At 46.1% G+C, this 16503-nt stretch carries 13 protein-coding genes; 1 reads left to right on the top strand and 12 read right to left on the bottom strand.

The annotated features are described in order from the left end of the window. Positions 1-94: 94 nt before the first annotated feature. Complete coding sequence (locus tag MSMTP_RS03055) at positions 95-1852, top strand: hypothetical protein (RefSeq protein WP_048177755.1); 1758 nt, start codon at positions 95-97, stop codon at positions 1850-1852. 61 nt (positions 1853-1913) lie between these two features. On the opposite strand, the gene MSMTP_RS03050 is transcribed toward MSMTP_RS03055, so the two are convergent. The 12 genes from MSMTP_RS03050 to MSMTP_RS02990 form a co-directional block, all read right to left on the bottom strand. Then, positions 1914-2372: a DUF1699 family protein gene (locus MSMTP_RS03050; protein ID WP_231582902.1), complete on the bottom strand. Its 459-nt coding sequence runs from the start codon at positions 2370-2372 to the stop codon at positions 1914-1916. 214 nt (positions 2373-2586) lie between these two features. Then, entirely contained in the window at positions 2587-4884 is a 2298-nt protein-coding gene (gene hypF, locus MSMTP_RS03045; protein ID WP_048177752.1) for a carbamoyltransferase HypF, read from the bottom strand. A gap of 629 nt (positions 4885-5513) precedes the next feature. Next, positions 5514-6140 carry a V-type ATP synthase subunit D gene (locus MSMTP_RS03035; protein WP_197076128.1) on the bottom strand — a complete coding sequence of 209 codons (627 nt, stop codon included), beginning with the start codon at positions 6138-6140 and terminating at the stop codon, positions 5514-5516. 5 nt (positions 6141-6145) lie between these two features. Continuing rightward, complete coding sequence (locus MSMTP_RS03030) at positions 6146-7528, bottom strand: ATP synthase subunit B (RefSeq protein WP_048177747.1); 1383 nt, start codon at positions 7526-7528, stop codon at positions 6146-6148. A gap of 2 nt (positions 7529-7530) precedes the next feature. Next, positions 7531-9267 carry an ATP synthase subunit A gene (locus tag MSMTP_RS03025; protein ID WP_048177745.1) on the bottom strand — a complete coding sequence of 579 codons (1737 nt, stop codon included), beginning with the start codon at positions 9265-9267 and terminating at the stop codon, positions 7531-7533. Further along, a complete protein-coding gene (locus MSMTP_RS03020) occupies positions 9258-9563 on the bottom strand; it encodes a V-type ATP synthase subunit F (protein WP_048177743.1) in 306 nt (101 codons plus the stop codon). Before MSMTP_RS03020 ends, MSMTP_RS03025 begins: the two co-directional genes overlap by 10 nt. Next, a complete protein-coding gene (locus MSMTP_RS03015) occupies positions 9563-10651 on the bottom strand; it encodes a V-type ATP synthase subunit C (protein WP_048177741.1) in 1089 nt (362 codons plus the stop codon). Before MSMTP_RS03015 ends, MSMTP_RS03020 begins: the two co-directional genes overlap by 1 nt. Before the next feature lie 6 nt (positions 10652-10657). Beyond that, entirely contained in the window at positions 10658-11209 is a 552-nt protein-coding gene (locus MSMTP_RS03010) for a V-type ATP synthase subunit E (RefSeq protein ID WP_048177738.1), read from the bottom strand. A gap of 245 nt (positions 11210-11454) precedes the next feature. After that, entirely contained in the window at positions 11455-11703 is a 249-nt protein-coding gene (locus tag MSMTP_RS03005) for an ATP synthase (RefSeq protein WP_048177737.1), read from the bottom strand. A 4-nt stretch (positions 11704-11707) separates the two neighbouring features. Further along, entirely contained in the window at positions 11708-13657 is a 1950-nt protein-coding gene (locus MSMTP_RS03000) for a V-type ATP synthase subunit I (RefSeq protein WP_197076127.1), read from the bottom strand. Further along, positions 13650-13979: an ATP synthase archaeal subunit H gene (ahaH, locus tag MSMTP_RS02995; protein WP_048177735.1), complete on the bottom strand. Its 330-nt coding sequence runs from the start codon at positions 13977-13979 to the stop codon at positions 13650-13652. The genes MSMTP_RS03000 and ahaH overlap by 8 nt, the downstream gene beginning before the upstream one ends. 1241 nt (positions 13980-15220) lie before the next feature. Continuing rightward, positions 15221-16399 carry a radical SAM protein gene (locus MSMTP_RS02990; protein ID WP_048177734.1) on the bottom strand — a complete coding sequence of 393 codons (1179 nt, stop codon included), beginning with the start codon at positions 16397-16399 and terminating at the stop codon, positions 15221-15223. Positions 16400-16503: the final 104 nt, after the last annotated feature.

The following is a 16503-nucleotide window of genomic DNA, read 5'->3' as shown; positions in this document are numbered from 1 at the left end:
AACACTTTTATAAATTCCACTCAAACCGCATAACTTTTATTAAATGTTATTGTTAATTATAACCTAAAAGCTATGACTGTCGAGAGGCACATTCATGGAAGACCCCGTTGTCGCAAAAATAAAAAAGAAGTTTTTTAGAGAAGGAAACCCCGCACAAATTTCACTGATGAGCGGGAAACGCTCCTTTGAAGCCAGGGCCGAAATGGACGGAATCCATGTTGATAACCTGAGGAATCAGCCATTCCTCCCCTGGAAAGTCTTTTCCGAAGCCGTTGAGGTCCTGAAGGCTAACGATGGCCAGGCAAAGAAAGGGAATGCTATGAACGCAAAACTGGGGGACCCGAACCTTGACCTGAATACCGTGGAAGGGCATATCGCACACAGGGTCTACGGTTGCAAGATAGGGGACAGTGTTACTAAAAGGATAACCCCGATTGCATGCATCCTTGCCTGGGCAGAGCTCTGTGAAAATACAAGGGGACAGCTTACACTGTGCTCGGAAGAAGAAGAAGAAGAGGAACTACAGTCTTTTGAAACAATGAGCGAAATCCCCGAACCCTTTTCCGGAGAAGAGGCAAAGGAAAAAGAAAACCTGCAGATCAATTCCTTAAGCTTACGGCTTACAAGCAAGGACATGGAGCTAGAAGCACTTAACAAAGAGCTTGCAGGCAAAGAAGAAGAAATCAAGAGACTTGACGAAAACCTCGCAGGCAGAGAAGCGAAAATAAGCAGCCTCGAAGAAGAACTCAGCTCCAGGAAAGAAGAGACAGAGCTTCTCGGAAAGCAGCTATCACAGGGCACGGAGAAAATCAAAACCCTTGAAGAGGAGCTCATAGACAGGAAAACAAAGCTAGAAGACCTTGAAAAGATAACCTCTGAAAGAGATGAAACAATAACAGCATTCGAGGAAAAGTTTGCTGAAAAGGATGAAACAATAAAAACCTTCGAGGCGAAACTTGCTGAAAAGAATGAAACAATAACAGCATTCGAAGGAAAGCTCACTGAGAAGGATGAAACAATAACAGCATTCGAAGGAAAGCTCACTGAGAAGGATGAAACAATAACAGTATTCGAAGGAAAGCTTGCTGAAAAAGATGAAACAATAAAAGCGTTAGAAGAAAAAATAGCTGAAAAGGACGAAACAGTAAAAGCTTTCGAAAGCAGAATTGCCGAAAGAGCCAGGGATATAAGTAGCTTTGAGAGTGAACTTGCAGGAAAAGATGAAACGATACAGGGTTTCGAAAGCAGGATTGCTGAAAAGAACGAGGAAATAAAAGGACTTGAAACCCGGATTGTAGAAAAGGAAGAAGCAATAAAGGTTTTCGAAACAAGAATGCAGGAAAATGATTCCGGGACACAGGCTCTCCGGGAAGAACTTGCAGGAAAAGATGAGGAAATCAAAACCCTGGGCGAAAAGTTCTCGGCAGAAGAAAACGGCATTGAAAAGCTCGAGGGACTGGTCGCGACAAAGGAAAAAGACCTCCAGACCCTGGCCGAACAGGTCATGGCAAAAGACCGAGAAGTCAAGAAGCTTGAAGAAAAACTAACCGGAAAGGACCGGAAACTCAACGCTGTCGAACTTCAGTTTGCTGCCAGGGAAGAAAAGGTCAGGATGCTTGAGAAAAAGCTTGAGGGCAGGCACGAAGGAGAACAGACCCTGACCGAACAGCTCGGAGAAAAGGAAGAGCTTATAAAGCAGTTGCAGGCAACCCTTGCAAGCAAGGAAGAAGAAGTTTCCCGGCTTAATGACGAAAACAGGAAATACCGGAGGCAGCAGAAGATGGCTGCTGACGGGTTGAGACAGATCGAGGAACAGAAGACTGCAAAAAAGAAGTGGTGGAAGGTCTGGTAAGGTTTCCGGAAACCCCCTCCGGGAATCATCCTTTATCGAAATTATATTCGGAATTTAGTTCTCAAGCTTTGTTCGGGCGGACCTTTTTCGCACCTGGACACGGCATGGAAACGTGCAGGAAATGCAGGATAAGGTCAGGGCTGATTTTCCTCAGATTTGTAATCTCAGTGATGATCTCATCCTCAGACATTCCCTGAATTTTCAGTTCGTTTATTTTCTCAACAACATAGGCAGGGATTACAAAATAGTTGTTCAGGTCATGCCAGTGCCCGCTTACATCCCCTTTTACAAAATAAATCCCCGAAGAGCGCAGATACATTTTAATAAACTTGGAAAGACCCTCATAAGAGGACGCGGGAAGCTGGAGCAGTTCTATTCCCGGGCAGGCCTTAAGCAAACTAAAGAAATCCTTATCAGAGGGGCGAAAAGCAAGGTGAACTGCCTTTTCCTCAGGGCTCAGGCCCGGGATCTCATCCCTGCCTGTGACTACACGGATACGGACACTTCTAAACCCCATCATCTGCTCCCCTTTATATCTAAGCACGGATCGTTTATTTAATTTTGTAGTTTTGTTTTTCTGATCAGATTTCAGTACGATCCAGATCCCTTCGGAAAAACTTTGGAAAAAAAGGCATAAGAAGCTTTTTGGCTTATTTTAAGCTTCAGAACCTGATTTAAAGTATCTGAAGGGGGTTAAGAACAGGGAAAATCCATTTAAAACAGAACTAAAAGGGTTAATCGGCAGGTTTCCCCCTGAAACCGGCTGCTACAGCCTGCCCGAAAGAAATGCAGCCGTCTCCGGAAGGGACCCGCCTGTGGGAAAGAAAGTCAAGCCCTGCCCCTTTTACTGTTTCGGCGATGCGCCCTGTTATATGTTCATTGTAAGCTACCCCGCCGCTCAGGCCTACCATATCAAGACCTCTTTTCCTGGCAAGGGAGACCGCAAGTTCCGAGACACTCCGGGCAAGACTTTCCTCAACCCCAAAAGCGAGGTCTTCGGGGGAATAGGTACCGGAAAGTTCGTAAGCTCCCAGGAGAAGTTCCGTTGTATCAAGCACCGGGACTCCGGGATCCCCGTATTTCTTAAAAGAGATGGGAAGCTCCACCCTGCAGGCACTCCGCCTCGCAGCGGCCTCAAGTTTCATTGCAGGTTCACCTTCGTATGTGCGCTCGCTGCAGATCCCCAGGAGGGCTGCCGCTGCATCAAGCACCCTGCCCGTACTGCTGCTCTGAACGACGTTTACCCCTCTTTCGAGCTGCTGCAGAATGGCAGTAAGTTCCACCTCCCCGTGCGGAAAAGAAAGGGGGAGTTTTTTAAGTTCGTTTTCCGAGAGGGCTTCCGAAAGGATGCCAAGGGTCATGCGGGAGGGATTTCTGGCAGCAAGATCGCCCCCGGGCATTGGTTGGGGGAGCAGATGGCCCAGACGCTCATACCCGGAATAGGAAGACTCGAAAAGCTCCCCACCCCAGACAGTCCCGTCGGCTCCGTACCCTACCCCGTCAAGAGCGATCCCGAGGACCTTTGACCCGGGGGGCAGGAAATTGTCAGCCATCAAAGCCAGGATATGAGCGTGATGGTGCTGCACCCGGAGCATATTTTCCCCGCCTTCCTGCTTTGCAAAGCGGGTGGTGGAAAAAGAGGGGTGGAGGTCACAGGCCCAGGTTTCGGGTTCAATTCCCGTTAGCCGGACCAGGTGCCGGACCACCTCGGAATGATATTTGAAAGTCTCAACGTGGCTGGTATTCCCTATGTACTGGGAAAGGTAAGCACGGTTTCCTTTTGCAGCCGTAACAGTAGTGTTAAGTTCGGCTCCGACCCCGATGGAAGCTCCTATTTCAAAGGGAAGTTCGATTGGTTCCGGCACAAAGCCCCGGGACCTGCGGATAAAAGCTCTCTTTCCGTTCACGACCCTTATTACCGTATCGTCGTTCCTGTTCGCAATAACCCTGTTATGGAGAAGGTGGAAGTCCGCAATCCCTTCGAGCCTTTCAAGCACTTCCCCATTCTCAACAAGCATGGGCCTTCCGGGCAGGTTTGCCGAAGTCATTACATAGACCGCATCAGGAGCCCTATCAAAGAGCAGGTGCTGGGTCCCGGTATAGGGGAGCATGACCCCAATGTTGTGCAGGTAGGAGGATACCGATTCTGCCAGGGAGAAATTTTCCGATTTGGGAAGTACGGTAATGGGACGACGAAAAGAGCTGAGAATTTCCCGGGAGGCCGCATCAAGGTCGGCAAACGATTCCACGACATCCGTATCCTTTGCCATTACCGCAAAGGGCTGTTCAGGGCGCCCCAGGCGTTTTCGAAGTTCCCGGACTGGCTCTTCGGCCCGGGCACTACAGGCAATGTGAAAACCTCCGAAACCTTTAACCGAAAGGACGGAACCCTGCCGGAACAGTTCCGAAGCTCTTTCTATGGCTTCGTAGTTTTTTGCAAGCACGTTTCCCTCAGGGTCCGAAAGCCAGAGTACCGGCCCGCATTCGGGACAGCAGACCGGCTGCGCATGGTACCTGCGGTTCATGGGGTCCTTATACTCAAGTTCACACCCTCCGCAGAGAGGAAAATCCGCCATTGTGGTTTGTTCACGGTCGTAAGGAAGGTTCCGGACCGTTGTATACCGGGGCCCGCAGTTCGTACAGACCGTGAAAGGATAATGATAATATCTGGACCCGGGATCAAAAATCTCAGCCCGGCAGTCCTCGCAAATAGTTGTGTCCGGAGGAATTATGGAATTCCTGGAGGCTCCGGCTTCACTTTGGAAAATTGAAAATTCGGGATACGCGGAAAAAGGCACGTCATTTACTCCGACATCCAGGATATGTGCAAGAGGAGGCTTCTTCCGGGGAAGATCAGCCATAAAAGCTTCAAGGCTTTCCCTTCTTCCTTCCACAAGGACCTCCACATGGTTTCCGAGATTTTTAATATACCCGGAGAGCCCGTGGGCTTTTGCAAGCCGGTACACGAAGGGACGAAAACCCACACCCTGCACCGTTCCGGTCACATGGAGAAGTCTGGCTTCGTTTTGCATAGAGGAATTAGGATTGAGTTTTGTCGTTAAAATAGCTTTCTGATTTACACCAGGAAGTGAGGAAATAAAAGAAAATTCGAAACTCGGACATCTCGAAAATCCTCATTAAAAAATACAAAACGAAAAAAAAACAATAAAAAAACAGCGACAAAACAAACAAAGCAATAAAAAACAGCGACAAAACAATGACAAAACAATAACAAAACAATAACAAAACAATAACAAAACAATAACAAAACAATAACAAAACAATAACAAAACAATAAACAAAACAATAAAAAACAGCGACAAAACAATAACAAAACAATAACAAAACAATAACAAAACAATAACAAAACAATAAACAAAACAATAAAAAACAGCGACAAAACAATAACAAAACAATGAAAAAACAAAAACAAATTAGTGCCAGGACTCGGAGATGAGTAAATCATCTCAGAGATTCCAGTCACATAAATTCTGGTATAATCGTTTTTAAGATGATGATGAACCCAAAAACCAGCATAATAAGGGAGATCCGCCATGCCATTTGTAGCAGACGGACCTGGTTTTGGGGTTCACCCAATTTAATGACTGCTTTTTCAACCAGATTCGGTTGATCCCTATGAGCTGCCATGTTTAGATCAAACTTACTTCATTTTCGCCTTGACCCTCTTCAACCTGAAGGTGCTCTCCCTTTCTACTTCTTCAAGGGCGAAGCGAATGAACTTCATAGTATCAATGAGTTCGGGAATGACCTTGAATTCGAGAGCGTTTACACGCCTCTTGGTCTTCTCAATCTCATTAAGAAGCCGCTTCATAGTTGTTTCGAGTTCCGCAGCGGTGATAATTTTTTCGACCAGATCCTCAAAGGCATCGGCGGTTTCGTCGATGTAGGCATTGGTCCCGATTATCCCGTACCCTCTCTCATAGAGGGGTTTTCGGACCCCTGTAGAGCTGATTTTGGGTACAAAGACACCCATGATGTTGTGCCCCGAAAGTTCAATTTCAGGATTTTCCTTCGTTGAAAAGGCAGTTGACTTGACAGCAACAACTCCGTTCACGGCGCAGGCGAGGTTGATTTTATCCACAGAGAGTTCATAGGCAGCATCCAGCTCGGTTCTAACGTTCCTGGCTTCATTCAGGATCTTGAAAAACTCAAGGATAAGACCATCTCTCTTCATTTTAAGAAGCTTGTGCCCACTTTCCGAGAGCTTAATCCGCTTTTTGAGATTGATCAGTTCTGAACGAGTTGGTTTTACGTCCTGCAATACCATGGCAATCACTCTGCCTTTTTGTGTGCCGGGTGGTACTTAGTGATGTATTTGTTGTCAATCCTGTTCAACTGGTTTTCTGGCAGGTGTGCGAGGATCTTCCAGCCAATATCCAGGGTGTCCGCAATGGTCCTGTTTTCGTTTCTGCCCTGAGTGACAAAGTTCTCTTCAAAGAGGTCAGCAAACTCAAGGAACTTCAAGTCCCTTTCGGACAGTGCTTCCTTACCGACGATAGCCACCAGACCTCTCAGGTCACGCCCTTCAGCGTATCCTGCATACATCTGGTCAGAAACTGCCTTGTGGTCTTCCCTGGTCTTATCGCCTCCGATACCGGAGTTCATCAGCCTGGAAAGGGAAGGCAGCACGTTGATTGGCGGGTAGATACCCTTCCTGTGCAGTTCCCTGGCAACCACGATCTGGCCTTCGGTAATGTACCCGGACAGGTCAGGAATCGGGTGGGTGACATCGTCACCGGGCATTGAAAGGATTGGAATCTGGGTAACGGAACCCTTGGCACCCTTGACAATACCTGCTCTTTCATACAGGGTTGCAAGGTCAGTGTACATGTAACCGGGGTACCCACGACGACCAGGCACTTCATTACGGGCGGCTCCCATCTGACGGAGAGCTTCAGCGTAGTTGGTGATGTCGGTCAGGATAACGAGAACGTGCATGTCGTGCTCGTATGCCAGGTACTCGGCTGCAGTCAAGGCCATACGCGGGGTAACCAGACGTTCCACAGCAGGGTCATCTGCAAGGTTCATGAACACGACAGCTCTTTCCAGAGCCCCGGTCTTTTCGAAGTCCTCCATAAAGTACTGGGCTTCTTCGTTGGTGATACCCATTGCTCCGAAGACCACAGCGAACTCTCCTTCAGAGCCAGGCACAGCAGCCTGCCTTGCGATCTGCAGGGCAATTTCGTTGTGCGGAAGACCTGATGCAGAGAAGATAGGCAGTTTCTGCCCACGAACCAGGGTGTTGGTCCCATCAATTGTGGAAATCCCGGTCTGGATGAAATCCTTAGGAGGCAGCCTTGCATACGGGTTCATTGCGGCCCCGTTGATGTCAATCAGCTTGTCAGGCACGATTCTGGGCCCACCGTCCAGAGGGTCACCGGCACCGGACAGGATCCTGCCGAGGAGGTCAATGGATGCAGGAAGTTTCAGGGTTTCCCCTGTGAAGACAATACCACAATCCTTGTTCAGACCGCCCGTACCTTCGTAGACCTGCACAACCACAATGTCTGCGGAAGTATCCAAAACTTCCCCTCTACGGGAGGTCCCGTCAGGCATATTGATGCTAACGATTTCCTTATAACCCACCGGCTCTGTTTTCTCGACAAAGATAAGGGGGCCTGCGATTTCCGTGATTGTCTTGTACTCTTTTGCCATACTCACCTACCTCCCAGGGCTGCAAACTCCTTATCCATCTTGGCAAGGACAGCGTTCAGAGAAGCGTCGAAGTCCTCTTCGTACTTGACCTTGGCAAGCTCGTTCATGGCTTCCGACTTGAGGATTTCCGACATCGGAATACCGGCGGTCAGAGACTCATTTGCAGCATCCCCGAACTTCATGATAGCCTGCATGGTCTTGTACTGTTCGCTAAACGGACTGTAGGTGTCTATCGGGTGAAATGCATTCTGCTGCAGGAAAACTTCCCTGAAAAGACGGGTGATTTCAAGCAGGAGCTGCTGGTCTTCTGGCAGAGCGTCTGAACCGACTAGCTGCACGATTTCCTGCAGTTCGGACTCTACCTGGAGCATGCCCATCATTTTCTCCCTCATAGCCACCCAGTCAGGAGCCACATTATCGGCAAACCAGTCAGTTAGACCTTCCTTGTACAGACTGTAACTGTTTAGCCAGTTAATAGCAGGGAAGTGCCGCCTCTGAGACAGCTTGGAATCCAGAGCCCAGAACACTTTCACGATACGCAGGGTGTTCTGCGTAACAGGTTCAGTGAAGTCACCACCAGGTGGAGATACTGCTCCGATAACCGTAATGGAACCTGTCTCACCACAGAGGGACTCGGCAACCCCGGAACGCTCGTAGAATTCTGCCAGCCTTGCTGCCAGGTATGCCGGGTAACCTTCTTCACCAGGCATTTCTTCGAGACGGGAGGAGATTTCTCTCATTGCCTCTGCCCACCTTGAGGTAGAGTCAGCCATAAGGGACACATCGTATCCCATGTCACGGAAGTATTCCGCAATGGTGATTCCGGTGTACACGGAAGCTTCCCTTGCAGCCACAGGCATGTTGGAGGTATTTGCGATAAGCACAGTACGCTCCATGAGCGGCCTTCCGGTCTGGGGGTCTTCGAGATCAGGGAAGTCACTCAGGACATCAGCCATCTCGTTTCCACGTTCACCGCATCCGATGTAGACCACGATTTCCGTGTCACTCCACTTTGCAAGCTGCTGCTGGGTAACCGTCTTTCCGGAACCAAAAGGTCCTGGGATTGCAGCGGTACCACCCTTTGCAACAGGGAAGAGCCCGTCGAGGATCCTCTGCCCCGTAACCAGCGGCTTTGTAGGAGTGAGTTTCTTGTTCACGGGTCTGGGAACTCTGACAGGCCACCTCTGCATCAACTGCAGCTCGGTCCCATCAGTGAGGGTACAGACTGTGTCCACAACTGTAAAGTTTCCACTCTTAATGTCGGCAACTGTTCCTGAGACGTTCGGGGGCACCATGATCTTGTGCTCGAGGTTCACGGTTTCCTGAACGACTCCGAACACTTCTCCACCCTTTACGACGTCACCCTTCTTGACAACAGGCTTAAATTCCCAGATTTTGTTGTGGTCAAGCCCGTCTGCGCTGACACCTCTCTGGATGAAGCTGCCCATTTTCTCAAGCAAAACGTGCAAAGGTCTCTGGACACCATCATAAATACTGGAGAGGAGACCGGGGCCAAGTTCCACGGCAAGAGACATACCTGTGGTTTCACAGGGTTCACCGGGCATGACGCCAGCTGTCTCTTCGTATACCTGGATGACGGTCTTTTCACCCCTAATCTGGATGACTTCGCCCATCAACCCCTCGTTCCCGACTTTAACCAGGTCATACATTTTTGCCTGTAAGCCGATGGCGGTAACGACAGGCCCAGCCACACGATAAATTTCACTTTTTACTTCCACAGATCAACACCTACCGCTTGTTTTATTTTATCTCTTAAACTCGTTGAGCCTTCGCCAGAACCTCCAAGGGCTACAACTGTTGGCTGTACTGACTCGTTCAAGTTTTTCATTAAAATTTCCGGCAGATTACCAATGTCATCATTGTGCATTACAATAATCCCGATGTTATTATCATCAAGCACCTCTTTTACCGCAGATTCAGTCTCAGCAGCATCAGCAACCTCATATATTTTTTTGATACCGGACAGCCTGAATCCTGTGACAAACTCGCTCTTTCCGATCACTGCTAGTTCCATCAGATTACCACCAACTGGTCTTTGATTAATTCATCTTCGAGGCCAGCCTCTTTACCCCTGAAGATAATCCGAAGGTTGTTGACCTCATTGTTCTTATAGATAACATAATCCATAATAGGCACAATTGAGATCGGAGATACGTGCGAATAAGTAGTTGCAGATTCAAGAGAGAATTTCAGTAGTCTGCATTCCAGGCCAGTCAGGGAATCCATGTCAGGAACCATTACACCTGAAATAGCATCCCAATACCGCGTTTTTCGAAGAGCTTCAACGAACTCCTCGTAGGGGAGAGATGCAAGTTTTTCGGTGTTTAATTCAAGCCCGCCCTCAATCATCAAAGGCATGATCTCATCAAGCTGCTCAACTCCCGCTTTTTTAAGCCTGAATAGGGTACCCATGTTCTTGGCATCAACTTCCAGCTTAATGAACCTTGCAAAGAGTTTGCGGTCCTTGGATCTTGGTTTCCCGATTACACCGAACAGACCTGAATAATACATCTTGTCAAGTTCGTTTTCAATGTATGCCAGGTTTGTCCCGTCGTATTCTTCCTGCAGCAGGGGGTAATAATCGGTCTCATTAAGGGCTTCAATAATTTCCTCATATGATTCCATTGCTGCAAGTTCCGACAGGGTGGTATAGGTGAGTTCCCCGGCAGATATCAGAGTTTCCAGGATCTCCTCTTCAGATGCATTGTACTGTTTCCCGCGGAGGAGGGTTTTTATGTTCCAGATATCATATCTCCGGAGATATTCTGAAATAAGGTAATTGGGTTCTCCTGCGGTTATTAAAAGCAATTTTGCATAGGTGAGCGCAAGATTCCTGTTAAGTGCATGTTCTGCCAGATCTGCACCACTGTATTTCATTGCCAGTTCATCAATATCGTTTTTGTACTCAGATTCCTGGATAAAGCGGGTAATTTCATCAATGCCCATGTTCATAAGCCGCGGATATGTTTCTTTTGGAAGCAGCTTACTTTTCATCGCGCGTACACGGGTAACGGCATAAGCATAGTTAGAAGTGCCTTTTTTCTTCTTATCGGATTTTCTGGGTTTTTTACCCCAGATTTTGTCCAAATACGGCAGCCTCATTGCACATCACCCGTATAAGATATCTGATATCTGTTTCAATGAACGCTCATACGCGTTTTTCAGGATTAAATCGTACGTGAAATCAAACCTTATTGTTCCGTCTTCATTTTCAAGAACAACACCGCCGATACAATCGATATTACCAGCGTAGGTTAATGAGGATAACTTCTTGACAAGTTCTTCAGAATCCTTTGAAGAATAAACCTTGGCACCGCTGGCTTCGTACTTGTCGATAATAATTTTTAACAATTTTTCGTTTTTAGAAGCTGGCATCGACTTTATTGATTCAACGGCTTGATTATAAACAGCATCCAGAAGTTCTTTGCGCTTGTTTAGCGAGATTCTTTTTACTTCAAGATTTGCACTGGATATAACCTGCTGGTGCAGCTTCTGGAGATCCTCTTCAACTTTAGCCAGGCTGTCTCCGAGCATCTTTTTATGGGTGTTCTTGGCCTCATTTAAGATCTCGGAGACCTTCGCCTCGGCTTCAGCATTGATGCGGGACGCTTCACTCTGCGCACCATTCTGGATATCCTTTACAACGATCTCTAGTCCCATGCTTACACCTCCAAATAAATATAGAGCAAAAATAGCTCTAATCGTTAGAAGCAAACACTCCAATAAGTCTGGAGTGAAAAAATACCCAAAAAACTTAGAGCAAAAGTACTCTAAGTTTCTTAGAGCAAAAGTACTCTAAGAAACTTAGAGCGAAGATACTCTAAGAAACTTAGAGCGAAAATGCCCTAAGAAACTTAGAGCGAAAAAAATGCTCTAAGAAATTTAAGAGCGGGGATGCTCTTAAATTAGGCAGAATTGATAAGCAATGAAGCGACGAGACCGAAGATAACGATGGTTTCTGGAATGACAGTAAGGATCAGACCCTTACCGAATAACCCTTCGTTTTCTGCCATTGCACCAATTGCTGCGGTACCGATCTCTTTTTCTGCCCATGCAGATGCAAGACCAGTTACTGTGATTGCGAGTGCTGCACCGAGTGCCTTCATTCCTGCTGCGTCCAGAATAGGACCTGATACTAATTCTGCTCCTACCATGTTTTTATTCCTCCGTGTATTTTCTTATGTATCCGAATGGGTTGTATACTATGCCCCCGCCAGAGTAGAATTTTCCGAAGAATTCTACATACTGCAACCTGAGTGCGTGCAATCCGGGAGCAATAATACTCAGGACAGTGTTCAGACCATGCCCGAGTATAAACACGATTATTGCGGCTATTGCTAAGAAACCAATCTGAGAGTGATCAGACCAGATCATTTCAAATGCAATATCATTGACTGTTGATGCGATGTATATTGAAGACAGCCCTACTGCTATGATACGGGAATAGGACAGCGCGTTACCCATCAGCGATGGCAACTCAACAACGCCCTGAATTCCTTCTCCTTTGAGAAGCATCAAAACAGCGATTACAAAGACAGCAGCTCCAACGTATGTCAGGATAGAATTGCCGCCGAGTATTCCTACAGCTGCTATAAGTACACCGATCTCTATTATGATCCAACTGCCTTTTTCAAGGAGCCCGTGCATAAATCCATGGTGCCTGGCAATGTTTGAAAATCCAAGCAAAAAACCGAGATTTAAGTGAAGCAGTCCTACGGTGACAGTTGCACCAATCATAGTCATTATCATGTGAGTCCTGTGAACAGGGAACGTCACATGCTCGCCACTGAGCCCTGTGAATAGGGTAACGGTTTCCCATCCAGGAATTAAGCCCGGAACCACACCGTGCGCAGTATGCAAGCTTGCCAATGAGAATCCTAAGAACTCACCGTATATTATTCCAAATATAAATGTCGATATCTGACAATAGATCAGAATATTCATAAGAGGCTGCACTGCTTCAGACTTTACAGCTTTTTTGATTGCCAGTGCAAGTATTCCCAGAATGAGCGCGTACCCAATATCCCCGAGAATCAAACCGTACATCAGTGGGAAAGTTATTAAGAGTACTGACGATGGGTCAAGTTCGGTGTATTTGGGTCTGGAATACAGATCCATGATCTCCTGCATCGGTGCAACTACCGCCGAGTTGTTGTACTCGACCGGGACACGCTCCTCCTCCTCTTCTTCGATTTCGAGTTTGGAGATGTATGCCTTACCGGCAGTGGCACTGTTTACAGCACTGACCACGGTGTCGTAGTCCTCGCTGGGAGTCCAGCCATCTATAATAAATGCATTTGCAGATGTCGCGATTTTCAAAGGCAGTTCTGCCTTCTCACTCTCGATACTAAGGACCTCATCGCTGGCAAGAATGAAATCAGCATACTTAGACTTCATGGAGTCGATTCCAGCCTTAGTGGACTCGATCTTCTTGCCGACCTCAGCTTCCTTCTGTTCGATTAACCTTAATGTCTCGCTTGGGACACCACCTCTTTCCGGAACTCTGAGTTCTCTGAATCCAAGACTCTGGATTAACTCGTAGACTCTGTCGGCATCAGTCTTGGCCACAAACAGTACTATTGATTTTGATTGAGGGTCAACGTACAGTTCAAAAGCCTTTGTGATGCTTGAAATCTGACTCTCTTCCAAGCTACCCTTGATTGTGCCTGCGAAAACCTTAATGCTCTCGTAGCCACGGAAATAGTCAAAGTCCAGATTGATAGACAGGAAAGGTAAAAGTTCCTTTTTCTGGGAATCCAGGTCTTTCAACTCGTTCTCGAGTTGAATGATTAATTCTGTTTTTTCAGAGATTCCCCTGTCCAATTCATCTAGCTTCGAATCAAGTTCACGCAGAACAGTGTCAGATTTCTGGACTACCGGTTCATTACTTGCAATCCCCAAATAATTGGCGATGGAACGGATCTTTACAAGCTTTTTAGAGACATCTTCAGCGTTTTCGAATGGCTTGTCGATCTTGAAACCAGATTCGTCTTCAACAAAATCTTCGATGTGAAATAGATTAGTATCATACAGTGCTTCGATGGTTTGTTTAAGGATGCTTTTATGTCCGACAATAACGGCCCTAGTCATCACTTTAGGTCTACTCATTAAGGACCGCCCTCTCAAACTCCTGTACTAGGTAATTGACGGAATTGTCGATGTTAGCTTGAGCTTTTTGGGACATGGCTAATGCGTTTTGCTCACCATCATTGACTATATGATTTTTCTCTTCCAGGATCTTTTCATCACCAGCTTTAAAAGAATCTTGTGCAGCTTTATGTGAATCAATTTCGGCTTGCCTCAGGATCTCCCTGGCTTCAGCCCTAGCATCGGAGATGCGCTTGTTTTTGGAATCAATAGCCTGGTCGACCACTGATTTCGCATTCTCTTCTGCTTTTTTTATTTCAGATAAGAGTTCATTTTTAGCCATGTGAGTCTCCGTCTCTCAAAATTTAGTATATAAATTAATAATTAAAAATTCCTACTCCGATGGATGTAGTTAACAAATCCTTCGTGAAAGAACTATATAACAGCTTCGGTTTTATCGAAGAAGATACAGGGATTTATAATGAATAATAATTACACATACACTATTGAAGAATATTCTCAGAATTAAGAGAATATAAATAGTAAAATATAAAGATGAAATACACAAAGATTAAATAATACAGTAAAAATTAATTGCACTTGAACTAAATAAAATAATTAACAATAAACCCAATTCCTGCCCCGGCCCTTATCAGAAATGCAAGGAAAAAGAGTAAACAAAAAAGCAAATAGCAAAAAGTGCCAGGTGACAAAACAGTAATAACGAAGATACCACATTTTTATTTCACCTCCGGCACCTTGTTCTCTGAACCTTGTTTTACTGAGTCATTGTTTTCCAAACCTTGTTTGCCGAGTCCCTCTTCTCTGAAATATTATTCCTTGCAACTTGCCTTCTACACCTGTTCTCTGAGACCTTGACCCTTGCAACTTGTCCCTCAGAGTTCGCCCTCCGAGATCTTTTTCTCTGAATTTTTGTCTATGAGGTCTTGTTCTATGATCTTGTTCTATGATCTTGTTCTATGAGATCTTGTTCTATGATCTTGTTCTATGAGATCTTGTTCTATGATCTTGTTCTATGATCTTGTTCTATGAGATCTTGTTCTATGAGATCTTGTTCTACGATCTTGTTCTATGAGATCTTGTTCTACGAGGTCTTGTTCTATGAGATCTTGTTCTATGAGGCCTTATTCACACTACCTTTTTCGTAACCAAAACTTTTCATGAATTCCGCATCCATTTAAAATCACAAATCAGAGCATGCAATCGTTTTTGTTACCCACCGAGGAATACAAAAAAGCCCGAATTCCCATCGACCCCTAAAAAAGCAAAAAACCTGTTGGAATAAATCTACTGAAAAACTGCTGAGCTTTCAAACCTAAAATCTCCCACCTGATCAAAGAAAGAAACAATTTTACTTAATTTTGCTCTGCAACCCTTAAGTAGAATTATTTTTTTAAAAGAATCCATTTTAAACCTAAAAATTAGAAAAAAGAAGGAAATAGGACAAAAAAATAATAAATTATGGAAAATAAATTAAAAAACGAAAAATTGGCCTCAAAAAAGAGAAAAATAGAAGGAAAAACCCATAAAATAGGTATTCCAACCAACAATTTTCGGGAAAAATTATTTAACTCTGAAAGGAATCCTTGCCCCTTTGGGGATAGTGTGGATATACTCATTCCGAAACTCGGGATTTCGCATCATGCAGTATGAGGCATCCTTTTTGTAAGCGATGTGTTTCCCCATGCGTTTCCAGATTGCCTCCAGAGGTTCCTCACAGATGTTCCCAAAGGAAAGAGGTGTGTAAGCACAGGGCATTACCTCTCCGTCCGAAGCTACATGCATCCAGCGCTTGCCCGCAAAGCACCCGAAGAGGTCAGGCCCCATGAAATAAGGGAAAGCCGTTACTCTGGGCCCCTCAGGCTTGCTATTCATTGCTTTCTGGAATTTTTCGAGCCTTTTTACATCCTTTTCACCTATTACCTCATCCTCGTGATCAAGCCAGCGGCCAACAGCGATGATCTCATAGATAGAGACCTCATGCATGCCCAGGTCAACTGCGAGCGAGTAGAAATCATCCAGGTCGTCAATATTGTGAGGGGAAACTACAACAAACATGTCCGTAAAGATTCCCGCAGCCTTTGCATTTTTGATTCCGGAAATTGCGTCCTCGTATGCTCCTTCACGTCCGCGGAAACGGTCATGTTCAGCTTTGAAAGGACTGTCCAAGCTGATCCGGGCAGCATAGAGCCCTGCGGCTTTGAGCGCTTCTGCCCGCTCTTCGGAAAGCTTGTAGCCGGAAGTAAAGCAGGTTGCAATTGCCCGGGACTTGTCCACACGAGCAACCATGTCAACGAGATCATTTCGAAGCATGGTCTCCCCGCCATCAAAGGAAACGAGATAGGCTCCGAGATCCAGGCTCTGATCCACAGCCCCGCAGATCTCGTCCACTGTGAGCTCTTTTTCAGGCTTGATATCTGCAGCCCCACAGTGGAGACAGCGGTTCGGACAGCGGGCAGTGATCCCTATTGAGAACTGGTCAGGGACCCTTTTCTTCCTGATAGCCGCAATTTCCGCACTGATTACCCGGCTGAAGACCGGACCCGGAATAGGGGGGACCCATGTAGAGAAAATAATTTCATCCTCATTCGCAGAGATGGGTTTTTCTTCTTCAAAGATCCCGTTAATGCGCTTGATGAAGGGCTTAGCAAGCTGGGAGAGAGGCCCCTCCGTATCAAGCACCATTTTTCCGTTTTCTGTACTGGCATTTACTTTGAGCACCGGACTGTCATATACTCGCATGGATTCACCTGATAGAATTATTAGAAAAATTAGTGAGTAGTTGGAAACTTTTTGAGATATAGAGTGGAAAACTGAATGAAATCAGTTCTGGTTTTGTATTATTT

The organism is Methanosarcina sp. MTP4 (assembly GCF_000970045.1).
Taxonomy (GTDB): domain Archaea; phylum Halobacteriota; class Methanosarcinia; order Methanosarcinales; family Methanosarcinaceae; genus MTP4.
This window is presented reverse-complemented; position numbering and strand designations above follow the sequence as displayed.

Coding starts and splice junctions, on each gene's coding strand:
- MSMTP_RS03055 (WP_048177755.1), top strand. CDS start 95: ATGGAAGACCCCGTTGTCGCAAAAATAAAAAAGAAGTTTTTTAGAGAA.
- MSMTP_RS03050 (WP_231582902.1), bottom strand. CDS start 2,372: ATGATGGGGTTTAGAAGTGTCCGTATCCGTGTAGTCACAGGCAGGGAT.
- hypF (WP_048177752.1), bottom strand. CDS start 4,884: ATGCAAAACGAAGCCAGACTTCTCCATGTGACCGGAACGGTGCAGGGT.
- MSMTP_RS03035 (WP_197076128.1), bottom strand. CDS start 6,140: ATGGTATTGCAGGACGTAAAACCAACTCGTTCAGAACTGATCAATCTC.
- MSMTP_RS03030 (WP_048177747.1), bottom strand. CDS start 7,528: ATGGCAAAAGAGTACAAGACAATCACGGAAATCGCAGGCCCCCTTATC.
- MSMTP_RS03020 (WP_048177743.1), bottom strand. CDS start 9,563: ATGGAACTAGCAGTGATCGGAAAGAGCGAGTTTGTCACAGGATTCAGG.
- MSMTP_RS03015 (WP_048177741.1), bottom strand. CDS start 10,651: ATGAGGCTGCCGTATTTGGACAAAATCTGGGGTAAAAAACCCAGAAAA.
- MSMTP_RS03010 (WP_048177738.1), bottom strand. CDS start 11,209: ATGGGACTAGAGATCGTTGTAAAGGATATCCAGAATGGTGCGCAGAGT.
- MSMTP_RS03005 (WP_048177737.1), bottom strand. CDS start 11,703: ATGGTAGGAGCAGAATTAGTATCAGGTCCTATTCTGGACGCAGCAGGA.
- MSMTP_RS03000 (WP_197076127.1), bottom strand. CDS start 13,657: ATGAGTAGACCTAAAGTGATGACTAGGGCCGTTATTGTCGGACATAAA.
- ahaH (WP_048177735.1), bottom strand. CDS start 13,979: ATGGCTAAAAATGAACTCTTATCTGAAATAAAAAAAGCAGAAGAGAAT.
- MSMTP_RS02990 (WP_048177734.1), bottom strand. CDS start 16,399: ATGCGAGTATATGACAGTCCGGTGCTCAAAGTAAATGCCAGTACAGAA.